This window comes from Sphingomonas dokdonensis (assembly GCF_002197685.1).
In the GTDB taxonomy this organism is placed as follows: Bacteria; Pseudomonadota; Alphaproteobacteria; order Sphingomonadales; family Sphingomonadaceae; genus Sphingomonas; species Sphingomonas dokdonensis.
The window spans coordinates 19307-39762 of the sequence record NZ_NBBI01000012.1 but is presented as its reverse complement, the minus strand read 5'-3'; the positions used below and the strand labels follow the sequence as shown (position 1 = coordinate 39762).

The following is a 20456-nucleotide window of genomic DNA, read 5'->3' as shown; positions in this document are numbered from 1 at the left end:
TTTCTCCACCGCCATGCTCAATCCTCCCGATACAGTTTCACCGCGAACTCGCCCGTCGCGGTCCAGCGGTCGCGTGTGGTGAAAAGCGGGGGCGGCGACCGCTGGACCGCGACGGGCGAGTTCGCGGTGAAACTGTATCGGGAGGATTGAGCATGGCGGTGGAGAAAGGATCGGCGTTTCTGCTGAAGGTCGGCGATGGCGCGGCGGTGCCGGCGTTCGCGACGGTGGCGGGGATGCGCACCACGCAGCTGAGCATCAACGGCGAGGCGGTGGTGGTGACGCACAAGGGGTCGGGCGGATGGCGCGACCTGCTGTCGGGCGCGGGCGTGCGCAGCGTCAGCGTGTCGGCGGCCGGGGTGTTCACCGGGTCGGCGGCGGAAACGCGGGTGAAGAACAATGCGCTCGCCGGCGTGATCGACGATTACCGGCTGAGTTTCGAGAGCGGCGAGACGCTGACCGGGCGCTTTCTGGTGACGCGGCTGGACTATGCCGGCGATTTCAACGGCGAGCGCAGCTACACCGTGAACCTGGAAAGCTCCGGCCCGGTGGTGGCGGCATGAGCGGGGCGGCTAATCCGGTGAGGGGCGAAGCCACGGTGCGCGTCGCGGGCGAGACGCTGGTGCTGCGCCCGAGCTTTGCCGCGCTGGTGGCGGCGGAGGCGGAGATCGGGCCGCTGTTCGCGATGGTGGAGCGGGCCGCCGAGGGGCGGCTGGCGCTGGGCGAGATGGTGGCGCTGTTCTGGCATTGCCGGCGCGATTGGCCGGCGGGGCTGACGCGCGAGGCGCTGGGCGAGGCGGTGGCGGCGGGCGGGCTGACCGCGGCGCTGCCGGCGCTGAAGGTGCTGATCGGGCAGATCGTGGCGGGGCGGTGAGCCTGGCCAGGGCCGGGACCTTCGCGGAAGGCGCAGGGCGGCTGGCCGGCCTCGCGGGGGTGGCGTTCGGCTGGTCGCCCGACGCCTTTTGGCGGGCGACGCCGGCGGAGCTTGGCGCGCTGGTGCGGGCGCTGGCGGGGGACGGCCCTGCCGCGCCGCCCGATGCGGCGACGATCGCCGCGCTGAAAAGGGCATTTCCGGATGGATGAGGATTGGGATCGGATGGTCGTCGGCGTGCGCGCCGACGCCGCCGGCTTTGCGCGCGACGTGGGCGAGATGCGCGCGGCGCTGGAGGGGCCGCTGACGGCGGGGGCGGATCGCGCCGGGCGGGCGATCGAGACGACGCTGGCGCGTGCGGTGCGCAGCGGCAAGCTGGGGTTCGAGGATCTGAAAGGCGTGGCGCTGGCGGCGATGGGGGAGATCGCCGCGAGTGCGCTCCATGTCGGCATCGGCAGCCTGGTTGGTGGCGGCGATCGCGGCAGTGGTGGCGTTGGCGGGGGGCTGGCGAGCGTGCTGCTGGCGGCGCTTGGCGCACCGGGGCGAGCGACGGGCGGGCCAGTGTCGCCGGGGCGGCCCTTCTGGGTCGGCGAGCGGGGCCCCGAGCTGTTCGTGCCGACCGCCGCGGGATCGGTGCTGCCGACGCCGGGAAGCGGCGGGGGTGGGCGCGAGGTGCGGGTGAGCATCGCGATCAATGCCGCGGCGGACGCGGCGCCGGCCGCGCTCGCGCGATCGAGCCGGCAGGTGGCGCGCGCGGTGAAGGCGGCGCTGGCCGACCTGGAGGACTGACATGGCCTATTGCCTGGTGCCCGAGCGGCAGCCGCATCACGTGGCGGACGTGATCTCGCGGTTCGATCCGCGGTTCTGGACGATCAACTTTCCCCGGCCGATGATGGCGGCGGTGACGACGATCGCGCCCGACGCGCTGCGGGTGGATGCCGCGTTCTATTGCCGCGACGATCTGGCGGGGCTGATCTGGGAGGCGGAGGATCGCCACGACCATCCGCTGCTGGCGTATGAGACGGCGCGCGACTTCCGTGGGTGTCGCCTGTCGTTCCGCTGGCGATCGAGCGGCGTGCGCGCGCTGGATGCGCGGCACGGGCCGACGCTGACGATCGAGGGGCGCGACGAAGGCGGCACGCCCAGATCCTGGTACGTGCGGCTGTGGAATTATGCGGTCGGCACGCCCGAGGACGCGGCGGTGACGATCGACTTCGCGCAATTGGTCGGCGGCTTCCTGCTGCCGGACGAGGGCGATCCGGTGTGGGCGGGCGATGTCGACCGGATGTTCATCTCGCTGGTCGCGCCCGATTACGATGCGGGCGATGCGATGCTCGATGTGCCGGCGGAAGGCTGGGCGGAGCTGCGCGACATTCGCTGCGAGGGCGCGGGATCGGTGATCGGGATCGGCGATGCGGTGCTGCCCGAGCATGGCTTGCGGATCGCGAGCGGCTATGACGACAGCTATCACCTGACGCCCGCGCGGCTGCTGCGCAACGCGCTGCACCTCGGCTATCGCGGGGCGATCGTCCATTATGTGGGCATGAGCCATTATTTTCGGCTCGACGGCGATCTGACCGTGGTCGCCGGGCTGAACGTGGCGTGCGCGGCGTGGCATCGATCGTTTGCGGCAGAGGCGCGGGCGCTGGGGCAGGATGTGATCTGGTCGCTGTCGTACGAATTGTTCGACGCGCATTGCCCGGAAGGGTGGAAGCAGCGGCGGGCGGATGGCGCGCCGGCGCTGACCGGATGGGAGCCGCCGTCGACGCTGCTGTCGCCGGCCAACGATGCGGCGATGGCGTATCTTCACGGCATCGCGCGCGCGTTCCTGGCGATCGGCGCGGCGGTGGGGCTGGCGCCCAAGTTTCAGGTTGGCGAGCCGTGGTGGTGGGTGACGGCGGACGGGCAGCCGTGCCTGTACGATGCCGCAGCGGTGGCGGCGTTCGATCCGGTGGCGGTGCCCACGGTGCAGGCGCCGCTTTCCGCCGCGCAGCGCGCGACGCTGGACGCGGCGGGGGCGGTACTTGCGGCGTCCACCGCGGCGCTATGCGCGGCCGTGCGAGCGGAGCAGCCGGCGTGCGAGACGCATCTGCTGACTTATCTGCCGACGGTGCTCGAGGCCCGCGCGCCAGAGGCGAAGCGGATGAACATGCCGCTCGGCTGGGCGCGTCCGGCGTTCGATGTGCTGCAGCTGGAAGATTACGACTGGGTCACGGCCGGCGATGTGGCCTCGACGCGCGACGGCGTGGCGCTGGCGGAGACGCGGCTGGGGTACCCGCCTGAGCGGCAGGATTACCTGTCGGGCTTCGTGCTGCGGCCGAGCGAGGCGGCGCAATGGGCGGCGATCGATGCCGCGGCGCTGGCGGCGGCCAGCCGCGGGGTGCGCGGCGTTCACATCTGGGCGCTGCCGCAGGTGATGCGCGACGGCTTCGTGCACTGGGGATCGGCAGAGGGGGAGGATGCGGTGGAGGCGTTCGACGACGTGGTGTTTCCGCTGGCGCTGGGCGCCGAGGCGGAGGTGACGCCCGAATTCTCGACGGCGGTGATGACCAGCGCGGGCGGGCGTGAGAGCCGCAACGCGAGCTGGGCGGAGGCGCGCACCCGTTACGACGTGGGGCCGGGGGTGCGCAGCGAAGCGGATATCGCGGCGCTGATCGCGTTCTTTCGGGCGCAGCGTGGGCCGGCGCGCGCGTTTCGCTTGCGCGATCCGTTCGATGCGGCGGCTAGCGACGCCCTGCTTGGGACGGGCGACGGTATCAACCGCACCTTCCCGCTGGTGAAGCAGTACGGAACGGCGGTGCGGCGCATCACACGGCCGGTGGCGGGAAAGCTGACGGTGGCGGTGGATGGGGTGGCGACCGGCGGCTTTACATTGGAGGCGCTTGGCGTGGTGGTGCTGGATAGCGCGCCGGCGGCGGGTGCAATCGTGACCGCCAGCTTCGCCTTCGACGTGCCGGTGCGCTTTGCGGAGGACCGCCTGAGCGTGTCGCGCGCCACGTTCCTCGCGGGCGCGGCGCCGTCCGTGCCGCTGGTCGAGGTGCGCGAGGCATGAGCGACCGGCTGACGACGCTGGCGCTGCTCTGGACGCTGGAGCGGTGCGACGGGGTGACGATCGGGCTGACCGATCACGATCGCGACCTGATGATCGCGGGGCGGCTGTACCGCGCGGCGCCGGGCATGACGCCGGCCGCGATCGAGCGCAGCGACGGGCTCGATCCGGCGGTGACCGAGGCGAGCGGTGCGCTGAGCCACGCGGCGGTGACGGAGGCGGATCTGCTCGCCGGACGGTGGGATGGCGCGCGCATCACCGTGGCGGTGGTCGATTGGGCGGCAGGCGGGCCGCCGACGCTGCTGAGCAGCGGCACGATCGGCGAGATCGAGATCGAGGACGGCGGCTTTACCGCGCAGCTGCGCGGACCGGCGGCCGCGCTCGAGCGGGCGGTGACGGAGGAAACCAGCGCGGCCTGTCGCGCGATGCTGGGCGACCGGCGCTGCCGCGTGGCGATGGCCGGGCGCCGGCGGCTGGCGCATGTGCTGGCGGTGAGTGGCGCACTGGTGACGGTGGACGAGATCGAGCCGGTGGCGGATGCCTATGGCGGCGGGCGGCTGCGCTGGATGGGCGGCCCCGGCTGCGGCCAGGCGCATGGAGTGCGGGCGTCAGACGGTGCGACGCTGACGCTCGACCTGCCGCCGGGCTTTGCCGTGGCGCCGGGCACGTTGATCGAGATCAGCGAGGGATGCGACAAGACGGTGGCGACCTGTGCCGCGCGGTTCGGCAATGCGGTGAACTTTCGCGGTGAGCCGTACCTGCCGGGCATGGACCTGCTCACCCGCTATCCCGGCGCATGACGCGGGGCGAGCGGGCCGCGGCGGCGGCGCGCGGCACCGTCGGTGCTGCCTTTCGATTGCACGGGCGCGATGCCGGTCACGGGCTGGATTGTGTCGGCGTGGTGGCGGTTTCGCTGCAGGCGGCCGGCTACGATGGGCCGATCCCCACGGGCTATGATCTGCGGTGCGGCGATGCGAGCCGGTACCACGCATCGTGGGCGGGGCTCGTGCCCGCCGATGGCGAGCGGCCGGGCGACGTGCTGCTGTGCCGGGCGGGGCCGGGCCAGCTTCATGTGGCGGTGCGGACTGCGGCGGGCTTCGTGCACGCCGATGCCGGGCTGCGGCGGGTGGTGGAACGCCCCGGCCCGCTGCCCTGGCCATTGCTGCGGGCATGGCGATTGGAGGAAAGCTGATGGCGACATTGGTGCTGACGACGGTCGGCGGGCTGGTTGGCGGGCCCGTTGGCGCGGCGCTGGGCGGGCTGATCGGCCAGGCGGCGGACCGCGCAATGCTGTTCAAGCCGAAGGGTCGGCAGGGCCCACGCCTCACCGAACTGGCGGTGCAGACGTCGAGCTATGGCCGGCCGATCCCCCGATTGTTCGGGCGGATGCGCGTCGCTGGCCAGGTGATCTGGGCGACGGACCTGAGGGAACATCGCGAGCGGCAGGGCGGCGGCAAGGGACAGCCGAGCCTGACCAGCTATTCCTATTCCGCGAGCTTCGCCGTGGCGCTGTCGGCGCGGCCGATCCTGGCGATCGGGCGGATCTGGGCGGATGGCAATCTGCTGCGCGGCGCAGCGGGCGACTGGAAGGTCGCCACCGGCTTCCGGCTTCACCTTGGCGGCGAGGATCAATTGCCTGACCCGCTGATCGCGAGCGCCGAAGGGCTGGAGCAGGCACCGGCGCATCGGGGCATCGCTTATGCGGTGTTCGAGAATCTGCCGCTGGAGCAGTTCGGCAATCGCATACCGTTGCTTACCTTTGAGGTGATTGCCGATGCCGCGCCGGTGTCGGTCGGCTCGATTGCGCGCGAGCTGGCGGCGGGCGCACTGGTCGGCGACGGGCCGGCGCAGCCGATCCACGGGTTCTCCGCTTACGGCGACAGCTCGCGCGGCGTAATCGAGACGCTGGCGGAGATGACCGGCGCGTGGTTCACGCCGGATGGCCATGCACTGGCGATGCGCGACGACGTGATCGCGACCCGCACGGTGGCCAATGACGGACGCCAGCGGCGCGTGGCGCCGCTCACGCGCGTGCCGCAATCGGTGCTGCTGTCGCATTATGACCCGGCACGCGACTGGCAGACGGGCGCGCAGCGGGCGGTGCGCCACGGACCGGGCTCGGTGTCGGTCAGCGTCGAAGTGCCGGCGGCGATCGCCGCCTCCACCGCCAAGACGATCGCGGCGGCGATGCTGACGCGCGCCGAGGTGCAGCGGACCCGGCGCGACCTGACCCTCGACGCTGCCGCGATCGACGTGGCGCCGGGATCGGTCGTGACGATCGAAGGAGAAGAACAAGGCGGTGCGTGGCGCGTGGTCGCCGCGCGGGTGGAACGGTTCCGCGTCACGCTGACGCTGGTTGCGCTGGCGCCGCCGTCGATCCCCATGCGGGCGAGTGCGGGCAGGGTGCTGCGCGCGCCCGATGCCCCGGCGGGGCGGACGATCGTTCGGGCGCTGGAGCTGCCCGACATCACCGGCGCGGCAGCGATCCGGCCGCAGGTGACGATCGTGGCGGCCGGTACCGGCACCGGGTGGCGCCGTGCCGCGCTGCACACCAGCCTTGATGACGGAGCGTGCTGGGTTCCGGCAGGTGCGACCCGTGCGCCGGGTATCATGGGCATCGTGACGAACGCGCCTGGCGCGGCGGCCGGCACGCTGGTCGATCGCCGTCACACGATCGAGGTTTCGCTGCTTCACACGGACATGGCCCTCACCGACGCCGATCCTGCCGCGCTGGACCGCGGCGCCAATCTGGCGGCGATCGGGAACGAAGTGCTGCAGTTCGGGCGGGCAGCGCAGACCGGCGCCGCGCGATGGCGCCTTTCGGCGCTGCGCCGGGCGCTTTTCGGCACAACGGCCGAGCCGATCGGGAACGGCAGCGCGTTCGTGTTGCTCGACGGTAACACTGTTGTTTCCGTTCCGATCGATGCGGCGCCGGGCGAGGTGCTGCGGGTCATGGCGAACGGGGTGGGCGACGACGTGCCGGCGGAAACGACGCAGGTGCTGACCGGTCGTTCGATCCTGCCCCCCGCTCCGGTGCGGCTGACCGCGCGGGTCGCCGAGGAGACGCTGTATTGCGCGTGGCGGCGGCGCAGCCGGAGCGACTGGCGATGGCGCGATGGCGTCGATGCCGCGCTGATCGAGGAGCGCGAGCGATACCGGCTCGTCATCACCGGTTCCGGCGCGCCGACCATCCTTGAAGCCGACGCGCCCTTTGCCGCCGTGCCGCTTGCCGCGATCGCCGGCTCGCCGCGCACCGTGGAGGTGCAGCAGATGGGCACGCACGGCCTGTCTCCCGCCGCTATCCTGAACTGCTGACCGGAGAAAAACGATGACCGAGTTGATGAGCGGGGATGCGACACCCCGGCTGCACCTTCCGTTGCTGCATGCCGGGCAGGCGCAGAAGGAGGTGGATCATAACGAGGCGCTGGCGCTGCTCGACCTGGCCGTGCAGCCGGTGGTGCTGGCGATCGGCCTCGATGTGCCGCCCTCGCAGCCAGCGGCCGGGGACTGCTGGATCGTCGGCGGTGACCCGGTGGGCGATTGGGCGGGACAGGCGCATGCGCTTGCCGGGTGGACGGTCGGCGGGTGGCGCTTCGTCGCGCCGCGGCCGGGCATGACGGTGTGGCGGAGCACCGACGGGCTGACGGCGCGCTACGCGGACGGCGCATGGCACATCGGCGAGGTGCGGGCCGCCACGCTGGTGCTCAACGGCCAGGAACTGCTGGGAGCCCCGCAGGCGCCGATCGGCACCCCCAGCGGCGGCGAAATGATCGACCATCAGGCCCGCGAAGCACTTGAAGCTGTGCTGGAAACCCTGCGGGTTCATCATTTGATCCGACGATGAAATATGTGCTTTGTGTGCAACACTCCCCGCTTTTTGTCGCCTTGCACGGAAACCAACGCTTCTATAGTGAGTTTGCGCTGTCCGTAGTGACACCATGGAAAGGGGATTAATATGCGGAAGCTTGCCGTAGTACTGGCGCTCGCTTCTACCGCTCTCGCCTCGCCTGCACTTGCCCGCGATAACGCGTGGTACGTAGGCGCCGAGTTCGGTGGAATGATCGTTGAGGACATCAATTACGACATCACGGCCACCAATGGCGCCACTGGCACCAGCACGGTTGACCATGATTATGGCTACGACACCGATGGTGTGGTCGGCTACGACTTCGGCGGTTTCCGCCTCGAGGCCGAGGTTGGCTACAAGCAGGCCAGCGTTGACTCGTACACCTCGACCGTGACGATCCCGGTTGGCACCGCCGCCGGTCTCGTGAACGCCGGTCCGGGCACCTATGACTATGCTGGCGGCCGTTCTTCGGCACTGAGCTTCATGGTCAACGGCATGCTCGACTTCGGTGACGATGACGGCATCCAGGGCTTCATCGGCGGTGGTGCCGGTGTGGCGCGCATCAAGAGCCGTGTTGCGCTGAACCAGCGCGGCAGCTTCCTGAACGATTCGGACACCGTGTTCGCATGGCAGGGCATCGCCGGCGTCCGCGCCGCGCTGACCGATCGCATCGATGCGACGCTGAAGTATCGCTTCTTCAACGCGAGCAACGTCGAGCTGGTCGACTTCCAGAACCGCGCCTACGAGGGCCGGTTCCGGTCGCACAGCATCCTGGGCGGTCTGACCTACAACTTCGGCGACGTGGCTGCACCGCCGCCGCCGCCTGAGGTGGTCTGCTCGCCGGGTCCGTTCATTGTCTTCTTCGAGTGGGACAAGTCGGACATCACGCCGGAAGCAGCGTCGATCCTCGACAACGCGGTTACGCAGTACCAGTCGTGCGGCAACGCGCAGGTCATGCTGGCCGGCCACGCCGACCGTTCGGGTTCGGCCTCGTACAACGTCGGTCTGTCGCAGCGTCGCGCCGACGCGGTGAAGGCCTATCTGACGTCGCGTTCGATCCCCGACAGCGTGATCTCGACCGAAGCGTTCGGCGAAAGCCGCCCGCGCGTCGACACCGCCGACGGCGTGCGCGAGGTTCAGAACCGTCGCGTGGAGGTCACCTACGGTCCGGGTTCGGGCATGTAAGACCTTCGTTCAGACGAACGAAACGGGGAGGGGTCGGATCATTCCGGCCCCTCTTTGTTTGTGAGCGGCTGTTTGGCGTCGGCGACCGGCGGATGTGGTCTGGGTGTGAGCCTGCAAGACGGTAGAGGCCGGTGACCAGGTCTTTGGCAATGTGCTGGCCGCAACGACGCGCTGCCGTTCCGCCTCCTTGTTGAAGGCGGTTAGCGGCCAGTCATTAGAGATGGCAGAAAGAGCTGATCCTCCCGTGCATCGACCGAGGGGTAGGCGCTCGGTGACTTTCCGCTTCAGGTTCGCCCATTACCTGCCGCGTGCATGGCCCAACAAAGATGGGAGTGTCGCGCGGACCACTTACGTCGGCTGCGTGCGATGTAGCTGGAAAATCGGCGATAGCAGCTGCGGAAAGCAGCCGAGTGCTGAATGCGCATTCCTGTCATGATGTGTGGCAGGTAAGCGACCGACGGGCCGCGTAGGGCGCGGTTCCGTCTGATCGGGGGGCGTTTACGTTTCCGTCGCTCTCTGAACCACTGAGCCGCTAACGGCAGCATAGTTAGCCGCCGACGCTACCTCGTGCGCAGCGCGGCGCGATCTTTCCCTGCGGCCACTATGCTGGAGCTTTCGGCTCTAGCCGCCGTCGCGCAAGCTCACGCGCGTGACATGGCCCATCTTGCGCCCGTCGCGGACCTCGCGCTTGCCGTAGAGGTGCACATGCGCACCGGGCTCCGCCACCAGCGCCGGCCAGCGATCGACGTCGTGGCCGATCAGGTTTTCCATGGATACGCCCGTGCCCACCAGCCCGGTATCGCCGAGTGGCAGGCCGCAGATCGCGCGGACGTGGTTCTCGAACTGCGAGGTGACTGCGCCTTCGATCGTCCAATGCCCCGAGTTATGAACCCGCGGCGCCATTTCGTTGAACACCGGGCCATTCGGCGTGGCGAAGAACTCGCAGGTGAGGACGCCGACATGATCGAGCGCGTCGGCAATCCGGCCGGTCAGCGCTGCCGCTTCGGTCCAATGAGCCGCGATTTCCGGCGGCGCAGGCACGGTGGAACGGGCGAGGATGCCATCGGCGTGCTCGTTCCACGGCGGTGGGTAGCTGACCATTGAGCCGTCCTGCCCGCGCACCAGCACGATCGAGAATTCGTGGCTGAAGGTGACGAACGCCTCGAGCACGGCGGCGCCGCCGACGACCGCCCACGCCGCGTCGGCATCGGCAGGTGAGGCGAGCCGCGCCTGGCCCTTGCCGTCATAGCCCATGCGCGTCGTCTTCAGTACGGCGGGCGTGCCGATGGTGGCGATCGCGTCGTCGAGTGCTGCCCGGCTATCTACCGCCGCCCAGCGTGCCGGCGTGCCGCCGAGATCGGCGACGAACGCCTTTTCCGCCAATCGATCCTGCGCGACGCGCAGGCTGGCGGGCGAGGGGTACACCGGCACGCGCTCCGCCAGCCATTCGACCGGCTCAGCGGCGACATTTTCGAATTCGTAGGTGACGACGTCGCATTGCGCCGCAAAGTCGGCCAGCACGATGCGGTTGTGGTAATCGGCGCGGGTCAGCGACGAGGCGGTCTGCGCCGCGACGCTTTCCCGATCGGGCGCAAGCACATGCGTACGATAGCCGAGCTGCGCCGCGGCGCTCGCGATCATGCGGCCGAGCTGTCCGCCCCCGAGGATGCCGATGGTGGATCCTGGCGGCAGCGGCGTCATGCGGGCAGCTCCGCGACGCTGTCGGTCTGCGCGGCGCGCCACGCCTTCAGCCGATCGGCAAGTGCCTCGTCGCCAATGGCGAGGATCGCGGCGGCGAGCAGGCCGGCGTTGATCGCGCCGGCCTTGCCGATCGCCAACGTGCCGACCGGGATGCCGCCGGGCATTTGCGCGATCGAAAGCAGGCTATCCATGCCCTTCAGCGCCTTGGACTCGACCGGCACGCCGAGCACCGGCAGGTGCGTCATCGCCGCGGCCATGCCGGGAAGATGCGCTGCGCCGCCGGCGCCCGCGACGATCACCTTCAGCCCGCGGTCCGCGGCGCCCGTGGCGTAATCGTACAGCCGCTGGGGGGTGCGATGCGCGGAGACGACGCGCGCCTCATGTGCGATGCCGAGCGCGTCCAGCGTCTCGGCCGCGTGCCGCATCGTCTCCCAATCGGAGGTCGAGCCCATGATGATGCCGACAAGGGTCATGCCTTGGCGGTTAGCGAGGCGTTATGGGCAGGGCAACAGGCAAGGCGCCTCTGCCGCTCGCAAGCGCGCGATCAGGGGCGGGCGTTCGGATTGAGCGCGAGGATACGCGCGACGTCGCGCTCCACCACCTTGTTCGTCAGGCGGCCGATCAGCCGCTGCGCGTTTTGCCAGGCGCGTGGCTCGCCATGCCGCTGGCGGCGACCGTCGATCAGCCGGCTGCCCCAGCTTGCGATGGTGGCGGCGGCCAGCTGTGGCGCATGCTCGGCAAGGACGATGGACGGGAAGGGCAGCGTGATCGAGGGAGAGGCATAAGCCCCGTCGTCCTGTTCATCGACCGTTGGCGGATCGAACAGCAGCGCGCCCGCAACGCGCGACACATAGCTCGCCGGCGACAGCCGCGCCCACCACGAGGCGGCGTGGCAGCCGACCCCCTCCGCCACCAGCACGACGGCACGATCGGCGCGCATCACCGCCGCGTCGAGCTGCGCGGCCCAGATGCCGCGACGCGCGCTGCTATCCAGCACGACATGCGCGTCCCCCTGCGGAGGCCAGCGCAGCCGAGTGTTCCAGGCGGGCGCGGCGTGCCCCGGCGTGCCGATGGTGATGATCGAGAAACCCGTCGGTATCATGGCCGTGGCGATCGACATGCGTCTGCTCCCGGAACCGTAAGCGGGCATGATGACATCGATTGGGGCGACGCGGCAATGGGCCGTCCCCTGCGCTCGATCAGCGCCCCGGCCAGGCGACGTCGAGGCGTGTCTCGCCGGCCGCCATGCCGCCCGCGTCGAAGCGGCGCTCGATCATCGTGCCGCTGCCATCGTGGGCGATCGCGATCACCGTGCTGCATCGCGTGCCGTACACCGCATCGCGGATAAAGACGGGTCGCTCGCCCTCGACCACGCTTGTTTCGTCTGCGAGTGTCGCGAGCAGCGCGTCAGGTGCAGTGTCCGCGTCCAGCCAGTCTCCCAGTGCGGCGGTCAACGTGCGGGTGCGCGGCCAGGGCGGATCGAGCGGGCCGTTCGAGATGCCATGCAGCCCGGCGGCGAGGGGCTGGTGGATGAGCGTCGGGCGGTTGGATCGGAAATCCGCCGCCTCGCCGACCGTCATCAGGCTGAAGCCACCGAATGCCGGCAAGGCGGCATCGTCGGGCAACGTGCCGTCGCGCAGGTAATCCGCCACCAATGCGCCGCGCGAAGGTGCGTCCTTGCCGCGGGGATAGCCGGCCACGTTGGTGACGACCGCAAACCGCCCCGTTTCGGATACGCCGATCCAGCCGCCGCCGGACACCAGATCGCGCCCGCCGATGACGTGCGGCGCTTCGTCCCAGCGGGCGAGCGGGGCCGAGGCGCGGACATGAAACTCGTCGCGATTGCCGGCAACGACGAGACGCCAGTGTGGGTGAGCGTCGAGGGCGAGGGCGACGACGCACATCAGCGTTGCGTCCCGTTTTCGCGATCTTCACCGCTGCGGGAGCGACGCTGCATGGCGGTGCGCCGCATGCTCATCCCACGAACGCCCGGTCGCGCAGCCCGCGCCAGACGCGTAGCGCCTGCACCGTTTCCGCAACATCATGAACGCGCAGGAGCTGCACGCCAGCTTCCGCGCCCTTCAGCGCCAGCGCCACCGAACCGCCGAGCCGCTCACTCACTGGCGCTTCGTTGGAGAGCGCGCCGATCAGCCGCTTGCGGCTGGCGCCGAGCATGATCGGGCAGCCGAGACCGTGGAAGATCGCAAGCCCGTTGATCAGCGCCAGATTGTCCTGGAGCGACTTGCCGAAGCCGATGCCCGGATCGACGATGATCCGGGTGCGATCGATCCCGGCGGCGACCAGCGCGTCGATCCGGCGCTCCAGCCAGTCGAACACGTCCACCAGCACGTCGCGATAGCCGCCGCTGCCGTGCCCGCCCTTTTCCGGATCGGGCGAGTGCATGATGATCACCGGGCAGCCGGCGTCGGCGACGATCCCGAGTGCGCGTTTGTCCCACAGCAGGGCGGACACGTCGTTGACGATTGCGGCGCCCGCGGCGAGCGCGCGCTCCATCACCAGCGCCTTGCGCGTGTCGATCGAGACGAGCGCGCCCGCCGCGGCCAGCCGCTCGATCACCGGCACCACGCGGGTTGCCTCGTCCTGCTCCCACACCGTTGTCGCGCCTGGCCGGGTCGATTCGCCGCCCACGTCGATCAGCCCCGCGCCCGCGCCGGCCATCACCATGCCGGCCGATGTCGCCGCCACCGGATCGTCGCGGTGCACGCCGCCGTCCGAGAAGCTGTCGGGCGTCATGTTGAGGATACCCGCAACCACCGGCTGGTCGAAGCGCAGCGTCCGCGCGCCCAGCGTCAGCGCCGGGCGTGGCGCCACGATGCGCGCGTGCCGCTGCGCGGCGCGTTCGCCCAGCGACGCGACCTCGGCGACCGGCACGATGCGCTTGGCCCCACTCTCGCGCACCTCATAAGCGGCAAACCATTGCATTCCGCCCGCCAGCCGGCTGACCGCGCCATCGGGATAGGCGAACGGCGCATCGACGAATTGGGTGGGCAGGAGATGCATCGGGAACCCTCAAACGAGCGGCGGCAGAAGCGAGCCGCTGCCGCGGGTGGCGTAGCCGATCAGACCTGCGTTGCCAGCAGATAGGTCTGCCGCAGCGCATCGATCGGCTTCAGCGACCCTTCCGCCTCATAATGCCAGAAGCTCCAGCCGTTGCATGCCGGTGCGCCCTGAAGGGTTGCGCCCAGCTTGTGGATCGAGCCCACCGTGCCGCAGTCGCTGGCGAGGCTGCCGTCGGCGCGCACGATCGCGCGGTAGCGGCGCTTGGCATCCACCACCACGCTGCCGGCGGGCAGATAGGCGTTTTCAACCAGCACGCCGAACGCCACCTTGGGCTGCTGGCGCGGGCTCTGCATCGTGGTCAGTGCCGATTCGTCGAGCGGCAGCGCATCGGCGATGCGCGTCTTCGCCGCCTCGATATAGACGTGCTCGCGCTCGATGCCGATCCAGTGCCGCCCCAGGCGCTTCGCCACCGCGCCGGTAGTGCCGGTGCCGAAGAACGGATCGAGCACCACGTCGCCCGGCTTGGTGCAGGCGAGCAGCACGCGATACAGCAGCGCCTCGGGCTTTTGCGTCGGGTGCACCTTGTGACCGTCCGCGCCCTTCAGCCGCTCCTGCCCGCCACAGATCGGGAATTCCCAGTCCGAGCGCATCTGGATCTCGTCGTTCAGCGTCTTCATCGAGCGATAGTTGAAGGTGTATTTCGCCTTTTCGCCCTTTGACGCCCAGATCAGCGTCTCGTGCGCGTTGGTGAAGCGCGTGCCGCGGAAATTGGGCATCGGGTTGTTCTTGCGCCACACGATGTCGTTGAGGATCCAGAAGCCGAGATCCTGCACCGCCACGCCGACGCGGAAAATGTTGTGATAGCTACCGATCACCCAGATCGTGCCATTGTCCTTCAGGATGCGGTTCGCCTCCGCCAGCCAGGCGCGGGTGAACGCGTCATAAGCGGCGAACGTGTCGAACTTGTCCCAATCGTCCGTCACCGCATCGACATGGCTGCCGTCCGGCCGGAACAACTCGCCGCCCAGCTGCAGATTGTACGGCGGATCAGCAAAGATCATGTCGACTGACTTCGCCGGCAGCTTGCGCATCTGCGCGATGCAGTCCCCGATCAGGATCTGGTCCAGCGGCAACGCCGCCGGCTCTTCCGACACCACTGGCCGGGCGCGACGCACGCGCGTTTTCTCAATAACAGCCATGCGGTCCCCCTGTTCGCACGCGATGGTCGCCGCGTGGTGGACTCGTCGTCAAGCGCTCAGTGATCGAGGGCCGAAGTGGCCATTTCGTTAACCAGGCGGAACATTGTGCGCACCTTCCCAGATATTGAGTCTGTCGCGGCGATCGGACTCAAGGGGTGGGGTGTGGCGCAAAAGACTCAGAGCGGAAGAACCGTCTGCGCGACCGGTGCGAAGCTGCGGCGATGGAGCGGCGAGGGGCCGTGTTCGATCAGCGCGCGGCGATGCGCGGGGCAGCCATAGCCCTTGTTCGAGGCCCAGCCGTAGTGCGGATATGATTCGTGATGCGCGAGCATGATCGTGTCGCGCGTGTGCTTCGCCACGATGGAGGCGGCGGCGATCGAGCGGCTCTGCGAATCGCCCCCGACGATCGGCGTGGCGGCATAGCCCCAGCGCGGCAGGCGATTGCCATCGACCAGCACATGGCCGGGCGCGCAGCCCAGCGTCGCCGCGATCTGGTCCACCGCCAGCGTCATCGCCTTCATCGTCGCCCAATAAATGTTGAGCGTGTCGATCTCGTCCGCCTCGACGATGCCGACACCCACGATCGCGCAATCGGTGATTCGCGCGCACAGCCGCGCGCGCTCCGCCGCGGGCACTTTCTTCGAATCGTCGATGCCGCGCGGCACGCCGCGTGTCGGCAGAATCACCGCCGCCGCCACCACCGGCCCGGCAAGCGGCCCGCGCCCGGCCTCGTCCACCCCGACGACGGGGGCGAGATACAGGCGTTCGTGCTTCAAACCGGGCATGGGGCAGGCGCTCTCGAGACAGTGATGGCCCGCTGTAGCAAGTTGCGGCGGCGGGCAGAATGGCGCCGGTCGCGCCGGCGAGGCGGGTGGCGGCGCGGGCGTGCCCTTGCCGTCACACTTGCCGGCGAACGATGGCCCGATCAGGCCCGCCGCTTGACGGCGGACTCGCCGGGGCGGATTATCACGCCACTGATTTTTACCACATTCTCGGGGGCGTTGAAGGCATGGCGAGCAGGGCGCAACCGTCCTTGTGGCGCGAAACGGTGAAGGCGGGGGCGGTGCGCAGCGGCGCGCTGGCCACCGCCATCATCCTGTTCGTCGGCACCGTGCTGATGGCGCTGGCGCTGGCGAGCTATCGCCCGGGCGACAGCGCGCTGAACACCGCGGCTGCTGCCGGGGTGACCGGCAACCTGCTGGGTGCGCCGGGCGCGTGGTTCGCCGATCTCGCGCTCACCACCTTTGGTCCCGCCGTCGCGCTGTTGCTGCCGATCGGCCCGGTGATCGGCCTGCGGTTGTGGCGCGATCAGCCGGCGGGCGCGTGGAAGCGGATGCTGCGCCAGGCGCTGCTTGGCGTGTCGCTGATGGCGGTGGCGCTCGCCTGCGTGTCGGACGAGGCGGTGCTGGCGCTGCCGTTCGGCTGGGGCGGGGCAATCGGCCTCGGCGGCGTCGCGGCCGCGCGCTGGGCACTGGCCTTCGCGCAGAACCCGCTGGTCACCTGGTGGAGCATCGTCGCGCTCGGCATGGTGACCGGGCTTGCCGGCGCGGTGGTCTGGGGCCGCAGCCTTGAGGTGGATCTGCCGCGTGGCTGGATTCCGCGCCGTCGCCCGCGGCTCGCGCTGCCCGGCGCCGAAGAAGCGTGGGACGAGGATGCGGATGACGCGCCGGTCGAACAGCCGCGCCGCATCGAGCCGCGCGCCACCGCGCAGCCCGACAATCGCCCCGCACCGGTCATCAACGATCGCACCGCGCCGCCCGCGACGGCCGGCGCGGGCAAGGAGCCGCGCCAGACGAAGCTGGCGCTACGCGACGATTACGAGCTGCCGACGCTCGACATGCTCACCCCGGCACCGCCCTCCAAGAATGCGCAGATCGACAAGACCGCGTTGGAGCGCAACGCGCGCCTGCTCGAGACGGTGCTCGACGATTTCAACGTCAAGGGTTCGATCGTCGAGGTGCGCCCAGGCCCCGTGGTGACGATGTACGAGCTGGAGCCCGCGCCCGGCATCAAGGCGACGCGCGTCATCAGCCTGGCCGACGATATCGCCCGGAACATGAGCGCGATCTCGGCGCGCGTCGCAACCATTCCGGGCCGCACCGTGATCGGCATCGAACTGCCCAATCCGAAGCGCGAGACGGTGTCGCTGCACGAGCTGATCGGCAGCCAGGCGTTTGAGGATCAGAACGCGCAACTGCCGGTGATCCTGGGCAAGAACATTGCGGGCGATCCCGTCATCGCCGATCTCGCGCCGATGCCGCACCTACTGGTCGCGGGTACCACCGGCTCGGGCAAGTCGGTCGGTCTCAACGCGATGATCCTGTCGCTGCTGTATCGGCTCACCCCAGATCAGTGCCGCATGATCATGATCGATCCGAAGATGCTCGAACTGTCGATGTACGACGACATTCCGCATCTCCTCTCCCCCGTCGTCACCGATCCGGCGAAGGCCGTGCGCGCGCTGAAATGGGCCGTGGAGCAGATGGAGGACCGCTACCGCCAGATGTCCTCGCTCGGCGTGCGCAGCCTGGCCGGCTTCAACGACAAGGTCCGCGCCGCCAAGGCCAAGGGCGCGCCGCTGGGGCGCAAGGTGCAGTCGGGTTGGGACGAGAACGGCCGCCCAGTCTATGAAGAGGAGCAGCTCGATTATCAGGTGCTGCCGCAGATCGTCGTGATCGTCGACGAGCTTGCCGACCTGATGATGACCGCCGGCAAGGAAGTCGAATTCCTCATCCAGCGTCTTGCGCAAAAGGCGCGCGCCGCCGGCATCCACCTCATTATGGCGACGCAGCGCCCGTCGGTCGACGTCATCACCGGCGTGATCAAGGCGAACCTGCCGACCCGCATCAGCTTCCACGTCACCTCCAAGATCGATTCGCGCACCATCCTGGGCGAGCAGGGCGCCGAGCAACTGCTGGGCAAGGGCGACATGCTCTACATGCCCGGTGGCAAGGGCATCGTGCGCGTCCACGGCCCGTTCGTCAGCGACGAGGAAGTGCAGACCGTCACCGACCATTGGCGCGCGCAGGGCACGCCCGATTACATTTCCTCCGTCACCGAGGAGCCCGAGCAGAGCTTCGAAATCGAAGGCGCGCCGACCGGTGAGGATTCGGCCGAGGACCAGCAATATCGCGCCGCGATCCAGCTGGTCTGTGAGAGCCAGAAGGCGTCGACTTCCTGGCTCCAGCGCCAATTGCGCATCGGCTACAATTCCGCCGCGCGGCTGATCGAACGAATGGAAAAGGACGGTATCGTCAGCCGCCCCGACCATGTCGGCCGCCGCGAAGTGCTGCGCGATACCGAGGGCCATCCGGTTTGACGCACTAGCGCGTCGTTATACTCCCTCCGCCTTGTTTATCCGATCGCCTCCGCACGCGCACGCGCACGTCATCCCAGCCCTGCGCCGGGATCCAGCCATCCGCGTGAGCTGTCGCTCGTTCTTCCAGCCTCAGCATGCGCGGGCCCATGGATCCCGGCGCAAGGCCGGGATGACGATCGTTCGTCCCGTTGGAATCACTACTTCTACTTGACTACGCCTGTAATCAATGTGACTACATCTGTAGTTGCAGGAGGATCGAGACGTGGCCGAACGGATCAGCGATGCCGAACATGCGGTGATGGAGGTGCTGTGGGACGATAGCCCGCTCACCGCGCAGGACGTGGCCGAGCGGGTCGATCCCGATCGCGGCTGGAGCACCAACACCGTCAAGACGCTGCTCGGCCGCCTGCTCGCCAAGAACGCCATCACGCATGAAGCGGATGGCCGGCGCTACCTTTACCGCCCCGCGGTCGAACGCGGCGATTACGTTACCGGCGAATCGCGTCGGCTGATGGACCGTCTGTTCGGCGGCAAGCTCACGCCGCTCGTCGCGCATCTCGCCGAACGCGACGAGCTTTCCGCGCAAGACATTGCGGAAATCGAGTCGCTCCTGAAGGCGCTGAAACAATGAGCGGCGCGGGCGTCTCCTGGATGGTCGAAGCGCTCGCCGCCTCCGCACTCCTCATCGCATTGGTGCTGCTGGTGCGCGGCCCCGTGCGGCGCAGCTTCGGCGCGCCGGTGGCCTATGCGCTCTGGTCCCTCCCGCTGCTGCGGCTCGTTCTGCCACCGCTCCCCGAAAGCGTGCGCGAGCAGGTCGCCGCTCCCATCGCCGGCGCGCTCGCCGCTCCGATTGCCCAGGTCGGCGAGCAGGTGACGGTGTTCATCGCGCCTGCCGCCGGCGACGTCGCCGTGCCCGAGTTCCTGTCGCTCGGTTCTTCCCTTGCCGTGCTGTGGGGGTTGGGCGCGGCGGCGTTCATCGGCTGGCACGTGCTCGCCTATCGTCGCTTCCGCCGCCGGCTGCTGGCGCACGCCAGCGTGGTTGAGCAGGCGCACGGCGTCACGGTGATCGAAAGCGCTGCCGCCACCGGCCCGCTGGCGTTCGGCGTGCTGCGCCGCTTCGTCGCCTTCCCGCGCGATTTTGCCGCGCGCTACGATGCCGACGAGCAGCGGCTGGCGCTGGCGCACGAGCTTGGCCACCATGCGCGCGGCGATCTGATCGCGAACTGGTTCGCGCTGAGCGTGCTGGCGCTGCACTGGTTCAATCCGCTTGCCTGGTATGCCTTTCGCGCCTTTCGCGCCGATCAGGAGATGGCCAATGATGCGCGCGTGCTGGGGCAGCTCGGCGCCGGTGCACGCCATGCTTATGCCTGCGCGATCGTGAAGGCCGCGCATGGCGGCGCGATCGCGGCGGCGTGTCACCTCCATACCGTTGACGATCTGAAGGGCCGGCTGCGGATGCTCGGCAAGGGGCGTCCCTCGCGCCAGCGAACCCTCGTGGGGCTGGCTGCCGTGATCGCCACCGGCACCGGCGCGCTTGGCCTCACCGCTTCGGGCACCCAGGCCGCCGAGCGGGTGCGCGATACCGTGGAGACGGTCGCGCAGGCCGCGCTCCCGGTCGTCGCGCCGGACACCGCCCCGGCGACCAAGGACATGCGCGTCGTCGTGGTGCGCGATGGCAAGCGCACCGAGTTCAGCGGCGAGGCCGCCCGCGCCTTCGTTGCCGCCAATCCGCTGCCGCCGACGCCCCCGGTCCCGGCCGAGCCCGTGACGGCGCCGGACGCACCCGCAGTGCCCGCCATGCCTGCCACGGTTCCCACGCCGCCGACCCCGCCCGCCCCGCCACGCTGGGCGCACGATGGTCATGTCACCGTGTCGGTGCCTACGATCCGCTCGGCCACCTGCGCGGGTGACGGCGTGGAGCCCACCGTCGAACATGACACCATCGATGGCGAGCGCCGCATCACCATCTGCACCGACCGGATTGAGCGCCGCGCCGCGCGCGCGCAGGCCGAGGCGCAGCATCATGCCGATGCCGCCATGCGCCGCGCCGAGGTGGCCCGCCGGACCGCCATGGCGAGTGCACGCGAAAGCATGGCGGCGGCGCGTGCGGCGATCCGCGCCAACGCCTATCTGTCGGCGCGGGAGCGCGGCGAGGCGCTGCGCGAGCTCGATGAAGGCATGGCCGAACTGGACGCCGACGCGCACCATTGATCGGTGACGGCACTGGCCGCGCCCTTGCCTTCACCGGCGGGAGCGGCCATCTGCCA

At 69.5% G+C, this 20456-nt stretch carries 20 protein-coding genes; 13 read left to right on the top strand and 7 right to left on the bottom strand.

Features of this window, described 5'->3' with window-relative positions; genetic code table 11:
• Positions 1-152: 152 nt before the first annotated feature.
• The 10 genes from SPDO_RS16045 to SPDO_RS16000 all read left to right on the top strand — a co-directional run bounded on the left by SPDO_RS16045 (position 153) and on the right by SPDO_RS16000 (position 8949).
• Complete coding sequence (locus tag SPDO_RS16045; RefSeq protein WP_088368524.1) at positions 153-560, top strand: phage tail tube protein; 408 nt, start codon at positions 153-155, stop codon at positions 558-560.
• Positions 557-871, top strand: coding sequence for a gene transfer agent family protein (locus SPDO_RS16040; protein WP_088368523.1), 315 nt, complete (start codon positions 557-559; stop codon positions 869-871). The genes SPDO_RS16045 and SPDO_RS16040 overlap by 4 nt, the downstream gene beginning before the upstream one ends.
• Positions 868-1080, top strand: a complete 213-nt coding sequence (locus SPDO_RS16035) for a phage tail assembly chaperone (protein WP_245829582.1) — start codon at positions 868-870, stop codon at positions 1078-1080. Before SPDO_RS16040 ends, SPDO_RS16035 begins: the two co-directional genes overlap by 4 nt.
• Positions 1073-1657: a tail tape measure protein gene (locus SPDO_RS16030; protein ID WP_088368522.1), complete on the top strand. Its 585-nt coding sequence runs from the start codon at positions 1073-1075 to the stop codon at positions 1655-1657. Before SPDO_RS16035 ends, SPDO_RS16030 begins: the two co-directional genes overlap by 8 nt.
• 1 nt (position 1658) lies before the next feature.
• Entirely contained in the window at positions 1659-3920 is a 2262-nt protein-coding gene (locus SPDO_RS16025; RefSeq protein WP_088368521.1) for a DUF2460 domain-containing protein, read from the top strand.
• A complete protein-coding gene (locus SPDO_RS16020) occupies positions 3917-4717 on the top strand; it encodes a DUF2163 domain-containing protein (RefSeq protein ID WP_088368520.1) in 801 nt (266 codons plus the stop codon). Before SPDO_RS16025 ends, SPDO_RS16020 begins: the two co-directional genes overlap by 4 nt.
• Positions 4714-5109, top strand: a complete 396-nt coding sequence (locus SPDO_RS16015; RefSeq protein ID WP_088368519.1) for a hypothetical protein — start codon at positions 4714-4716, stop codon at positions 5107-5109. The genes SPDO_RS16020 and SPDO_RS16015 overlap by 4 nt, the downstream gene beginning before the upstream one ends.
• Positions 5109-7232 (top strand): phage tail protein, encoded by a 2124-nt coding sequence (locus SPDO_RS16010; RefSeq protein WP_088368518.1) that lies wholly within the window; start codon positions 5109-5111, stop codon positions 7230-7232. The genes SPDO_RS16015 and SPDO_RS16010 overlap by 1 nt, the downstream gene beginning before the upstream one ends.
• 13 nt (positions 7233-7245) lie before the next feature.
• Positions 7246-7761 (top strand): DUF2793 domain-containing protein, encoded by a 516-nt coding sequence (locus SPDO_RS16005; RefSeq protein ID WP_245829581.1) that lies wholly within the window; start codon positions 7246-7248, stop codon positions 7759-7761.
• A gap of 111 nt (positions 7762-7872) precedes the next feature.
• The gene (locus SPDO_RS16000; RefSeq protein WP_088368517.1) at positions 7873-8949 is read left to right on the top strand and encodes an OmpA family protein; all 1077 of its coding nucleotides are present in this window, start codon (positions 7873-7875) and stop codon (positions 8947-8949) included.
• Between the two features lie 621 nt (positions 8950-9570).
• On the opposite strand, the gene SPDO_RS15995 is transcribed toward SPDO_RS16000, so the two are convergent.
• The 7 genes from SPDO_RS15995 to SPDO_RS15965 form a co-directional block, all read right to left on the bottom strand.
• A complete protein-coding gene (locus SPDO_RS15995) occupies positions 9571-10650 on the bottom strand; it encodes a 5-(carboxyamino)imidazole ribonucleotide synthase (RefSeq protein WP_088368528.1) in 1080 nt (359 codons plus the stop codon).
• Positions 10647-11123 carry a 5-(carboxyamino)imidazole ribonucleotide mutase gene (gene purE, locus SPDO_RS15990; protein WP_088368516.1) on the bottom strand — a complete coding sequence of 159 codons (477 nt, stop codon included), beginning with the start codon at positions 11121-11123 and terminating at the stop codon, positions 10647-10649. Before purE ends, SPDO_RS15995 begins: the two co-directional genes overlap by 4 nt.
• Before the next feature lie 71 nt (positions 11124-11194).
• A complete protein-coding gene (locus tag SPDO_RS15985) occupies positions 11195-11770 on the bottom strand; it encodes an alpha/beta hydrolase (protein WP_158212222.1) in 576 nt (191 codons plus the stop codon).
• A 79-nt stretch (positions 11771-11849) separates the two neighbouring features.
• Positions 11850-12554 carry an NRDE family protein gene (locus SPDO_RS15980; RefSeq protein WP_088368514.1) on the bottom strand — a complete coding sequence of 235 codons (705 nt, stop codon included), beginning with the start codon at positions 12552-12554 and terminating at the stop codon, positions 11850-11852.
• A gap of 70 nt (positions 12555-12624) precedes the next feature.
• Positions 12625-13671 carry a dihydropteroate synthase gene (folP, locus tag SPDO_RS15975; RefSeq protein ID WP_088368513.1) on the bottom strand — a complete coding sequence of 349 codons (1047 nt, stop codon included), beginning with the start codon at positions 13669-13671 and terminating at the stop codon, positions 12625-12627.
• A 59-nt stretch (positions 13672-13730) separates the two neighbouring features.
• Positions 13731-14870, bottom strand: coding sequence for a site-specific DNA-methyltransferase (locus tag SPDO_RS15970; protein WP_088368512.1), 1140 nt, complete (start codon positions 14868-14870; stop codon positions 13731-13733).
• 176 nt (positions 14871-15046) lie between these two features.
• Positions 15047-15655 carry a ribonuclease HII gene (locus SPDO_RS15965; RefSeq protein WP_088368511.1) on the bottom strand — a complete coding sequence of 203 codons (609 nt, stop codon included), beginning with the start codon at positions 15653-15655 and terminating at the stop codon, positions 15047-15049.
• 224 nt (positions 15656-15879) lie between these two features.
• On the opposite strand from SPDO_RS15965, the gene SPDO_RS15960 reads away from it, so the two are divergent.
• From SPDO_RS15960 to SPDO_RS15950, 3 genes are all read left to right on the top strand, one after another.
• Positions 15880-18189 carry an FtsK/SpoIIIE family DNA translocase gene (locus SPDO_RS15960; RefSeq protein WP_088368510.1) on the top strand — a complete coding sequence of 770 codons (2310 nt, stop codon included), beginning with the start codon at positions 15880-15882 and terminating at the stop codon, positions 18187-18189.
• A gap of 262 nt (positions 18190-18451) precedes the next feature.
• Positions 18452-18820, top strand: coding sequence for a BlaI/MecI/CopY family transcriptional regulator (locus SPDO_RS15955; protein WP_088368509.1), 369 nt, complete (start codon positions 18452-18454; stop codon positions 18818-18820).
• Positions 18817-20400 (top strand): M56 family metallopeptidase, encoded by a 1584-nt coding sequence (locus SPDO_RS15950; RefSeq protein WP_088368508.1) that lies wholly within the window; start codon positions 18817-18819, stop codon positions 20398-20400. The genes SPDO_RS15955 and SPDO_RS15950 overlap by 4 nt, the downstream gene beginning before the upstream one ends.
• Positions 20401-20456 lie beyond the last annotated feature (56 nt).

What these genes read in the sequence shown, in the direction of transcription:
- SPDO_RS16045 (WP_088368524.1), top strand. Translation starts at nt 153, where the DNA reads ATGGCGGTGGAGAAAGGATCGGCGTTTCTGCTGAAGGTCGGCGATGGC.
- SPDO_RS16040 (WP_088368523.1), top strand. Translation starts at nt 557, where the DNA reads ATGAGCGGGGCGGCTAATCCGGTGAGGGGCGAAGCCACGGTGCGCGTC.
- SPDO_RS16030 (WP_088368522.1), top strand. Translation starts at nt 1,073, where the DNA reads ATGGATGAGGATTGGGATCGGATGGTCGTCGGCGTGCGCGCCGACGCC.
- SPDO_RS16025 (WP_088368521.1), top strand. Translation starts at nt 1,659, where the DNA reads ATGGCCTATTGCCTGGTGCCCGAGCGGCAGCCGCATCACGTGGCGGAC.
- SPDO_RS16020 (WP_088368520.1), top strand. Translation starts at nt 3,917, where the DNA reads ATGAGCGACCGGCTGACGACGCTGGCGCTGCTCTGGACGCTGGAGCGG.
- SPDO_RS16015 (WP_088368519.1), top strand. Translation starts at nt 4,714, where the DNA reads ATGACGCGGGGCGAGCGGGCCGCGGCGGCGGCGCGCGGCACCGTCGGT.
- SPDO_RS16010 (WP_088368518.1), top strand. Translation starts at nt 5,109, where the DNA reads ATGGCGACATTGGTGCTGACGACGGTCGGCGGGCTGGTTGGCGGGCCC.
- SPDO_RS16005 (WP_245829581.1), top strand. Translation starts at nt 7,246, where the DNA reads ATGACCGAGTTGATGAGCGGGGATGCGACACCCCGGCTGCACCTTCCG.
- SPDO_RS16000 (WP_088368517.1), top strand. Translation starts at nt 7,873, where the DNA reads ATGCGGAAGCTTGCCGTAGTACTGGCGCTCGCTTCTACCGCTCTCGCC.
- SPDO_RS15995 (WP_088368528.1), bottom strand. Translation starts at nt 10,650, where the DNA reads ATGACGCCGCTGCCGCCAGGATCCACCATCGGCATCCTCGGGGGCGGA.
- purE (WP_088368516.1), bottom strand. Translation starts at nt 11,123, where the DNA reads ATGACCCTTGTCGGCATCATCATGGGCTCGACCTCCGATTGGGAGACG.
- SPDO_RS15985 (WP_158212222.1), bottom strand. Translation starts at nt 11,770, where the DNA reads ATGTCGATCGCCACGGCCATGATACCGACGGGTTTCTCGATCATCACC.
- SPDO_RS15980 (WP_088368514.1), bottom strand. Translation starts at nt 12,554, where the DNA reads ATGTGCGTCGTCGCCCTCGCCCTCGACGCTCACCCACACTGGCGTCTC.
- folP (WP_088368513.1), bottom strand. Translation starts at nt 13,671, where the DNA reads ATGCATCTCCTGCCCACCCAATTCGTCGATGCGCCGTTCGCCTATCCC.
- SPDO_RS15970 (WP_088368512.1), bottom strand. Translation starts at nt 14,870, where the DNA reads ATGGCTGTTATTGAGAAAACGCGCGTGCGTCGCGCCCGGCCAGTGGTG.
- SPDO_RS15965 (WP_088368511.1), bottom strand. Translation starts at nt 15,655, where the DNA reads ATGCCCGGTTTGAAGCACGAACGCCTGTATCTCGCCCCCGTCGTCGGG.
- SPDO_RS15960 (WP_088368510.1), top strand. Translation starts at nt 15,880, where the DNA reads ATGGCGAGCAGGGCGCAACCGTCCTTGTGGCGCGAAACGGTGAAGGCG.
- SPDO_RS15950 (WP_088368508.1), top strand. Translation starts at nt 18,817, where the DNA reads ATGAGCGGCGCGGGCGTCTCCTGGATGGTCGAAGCGCTCGCCGCCTCC.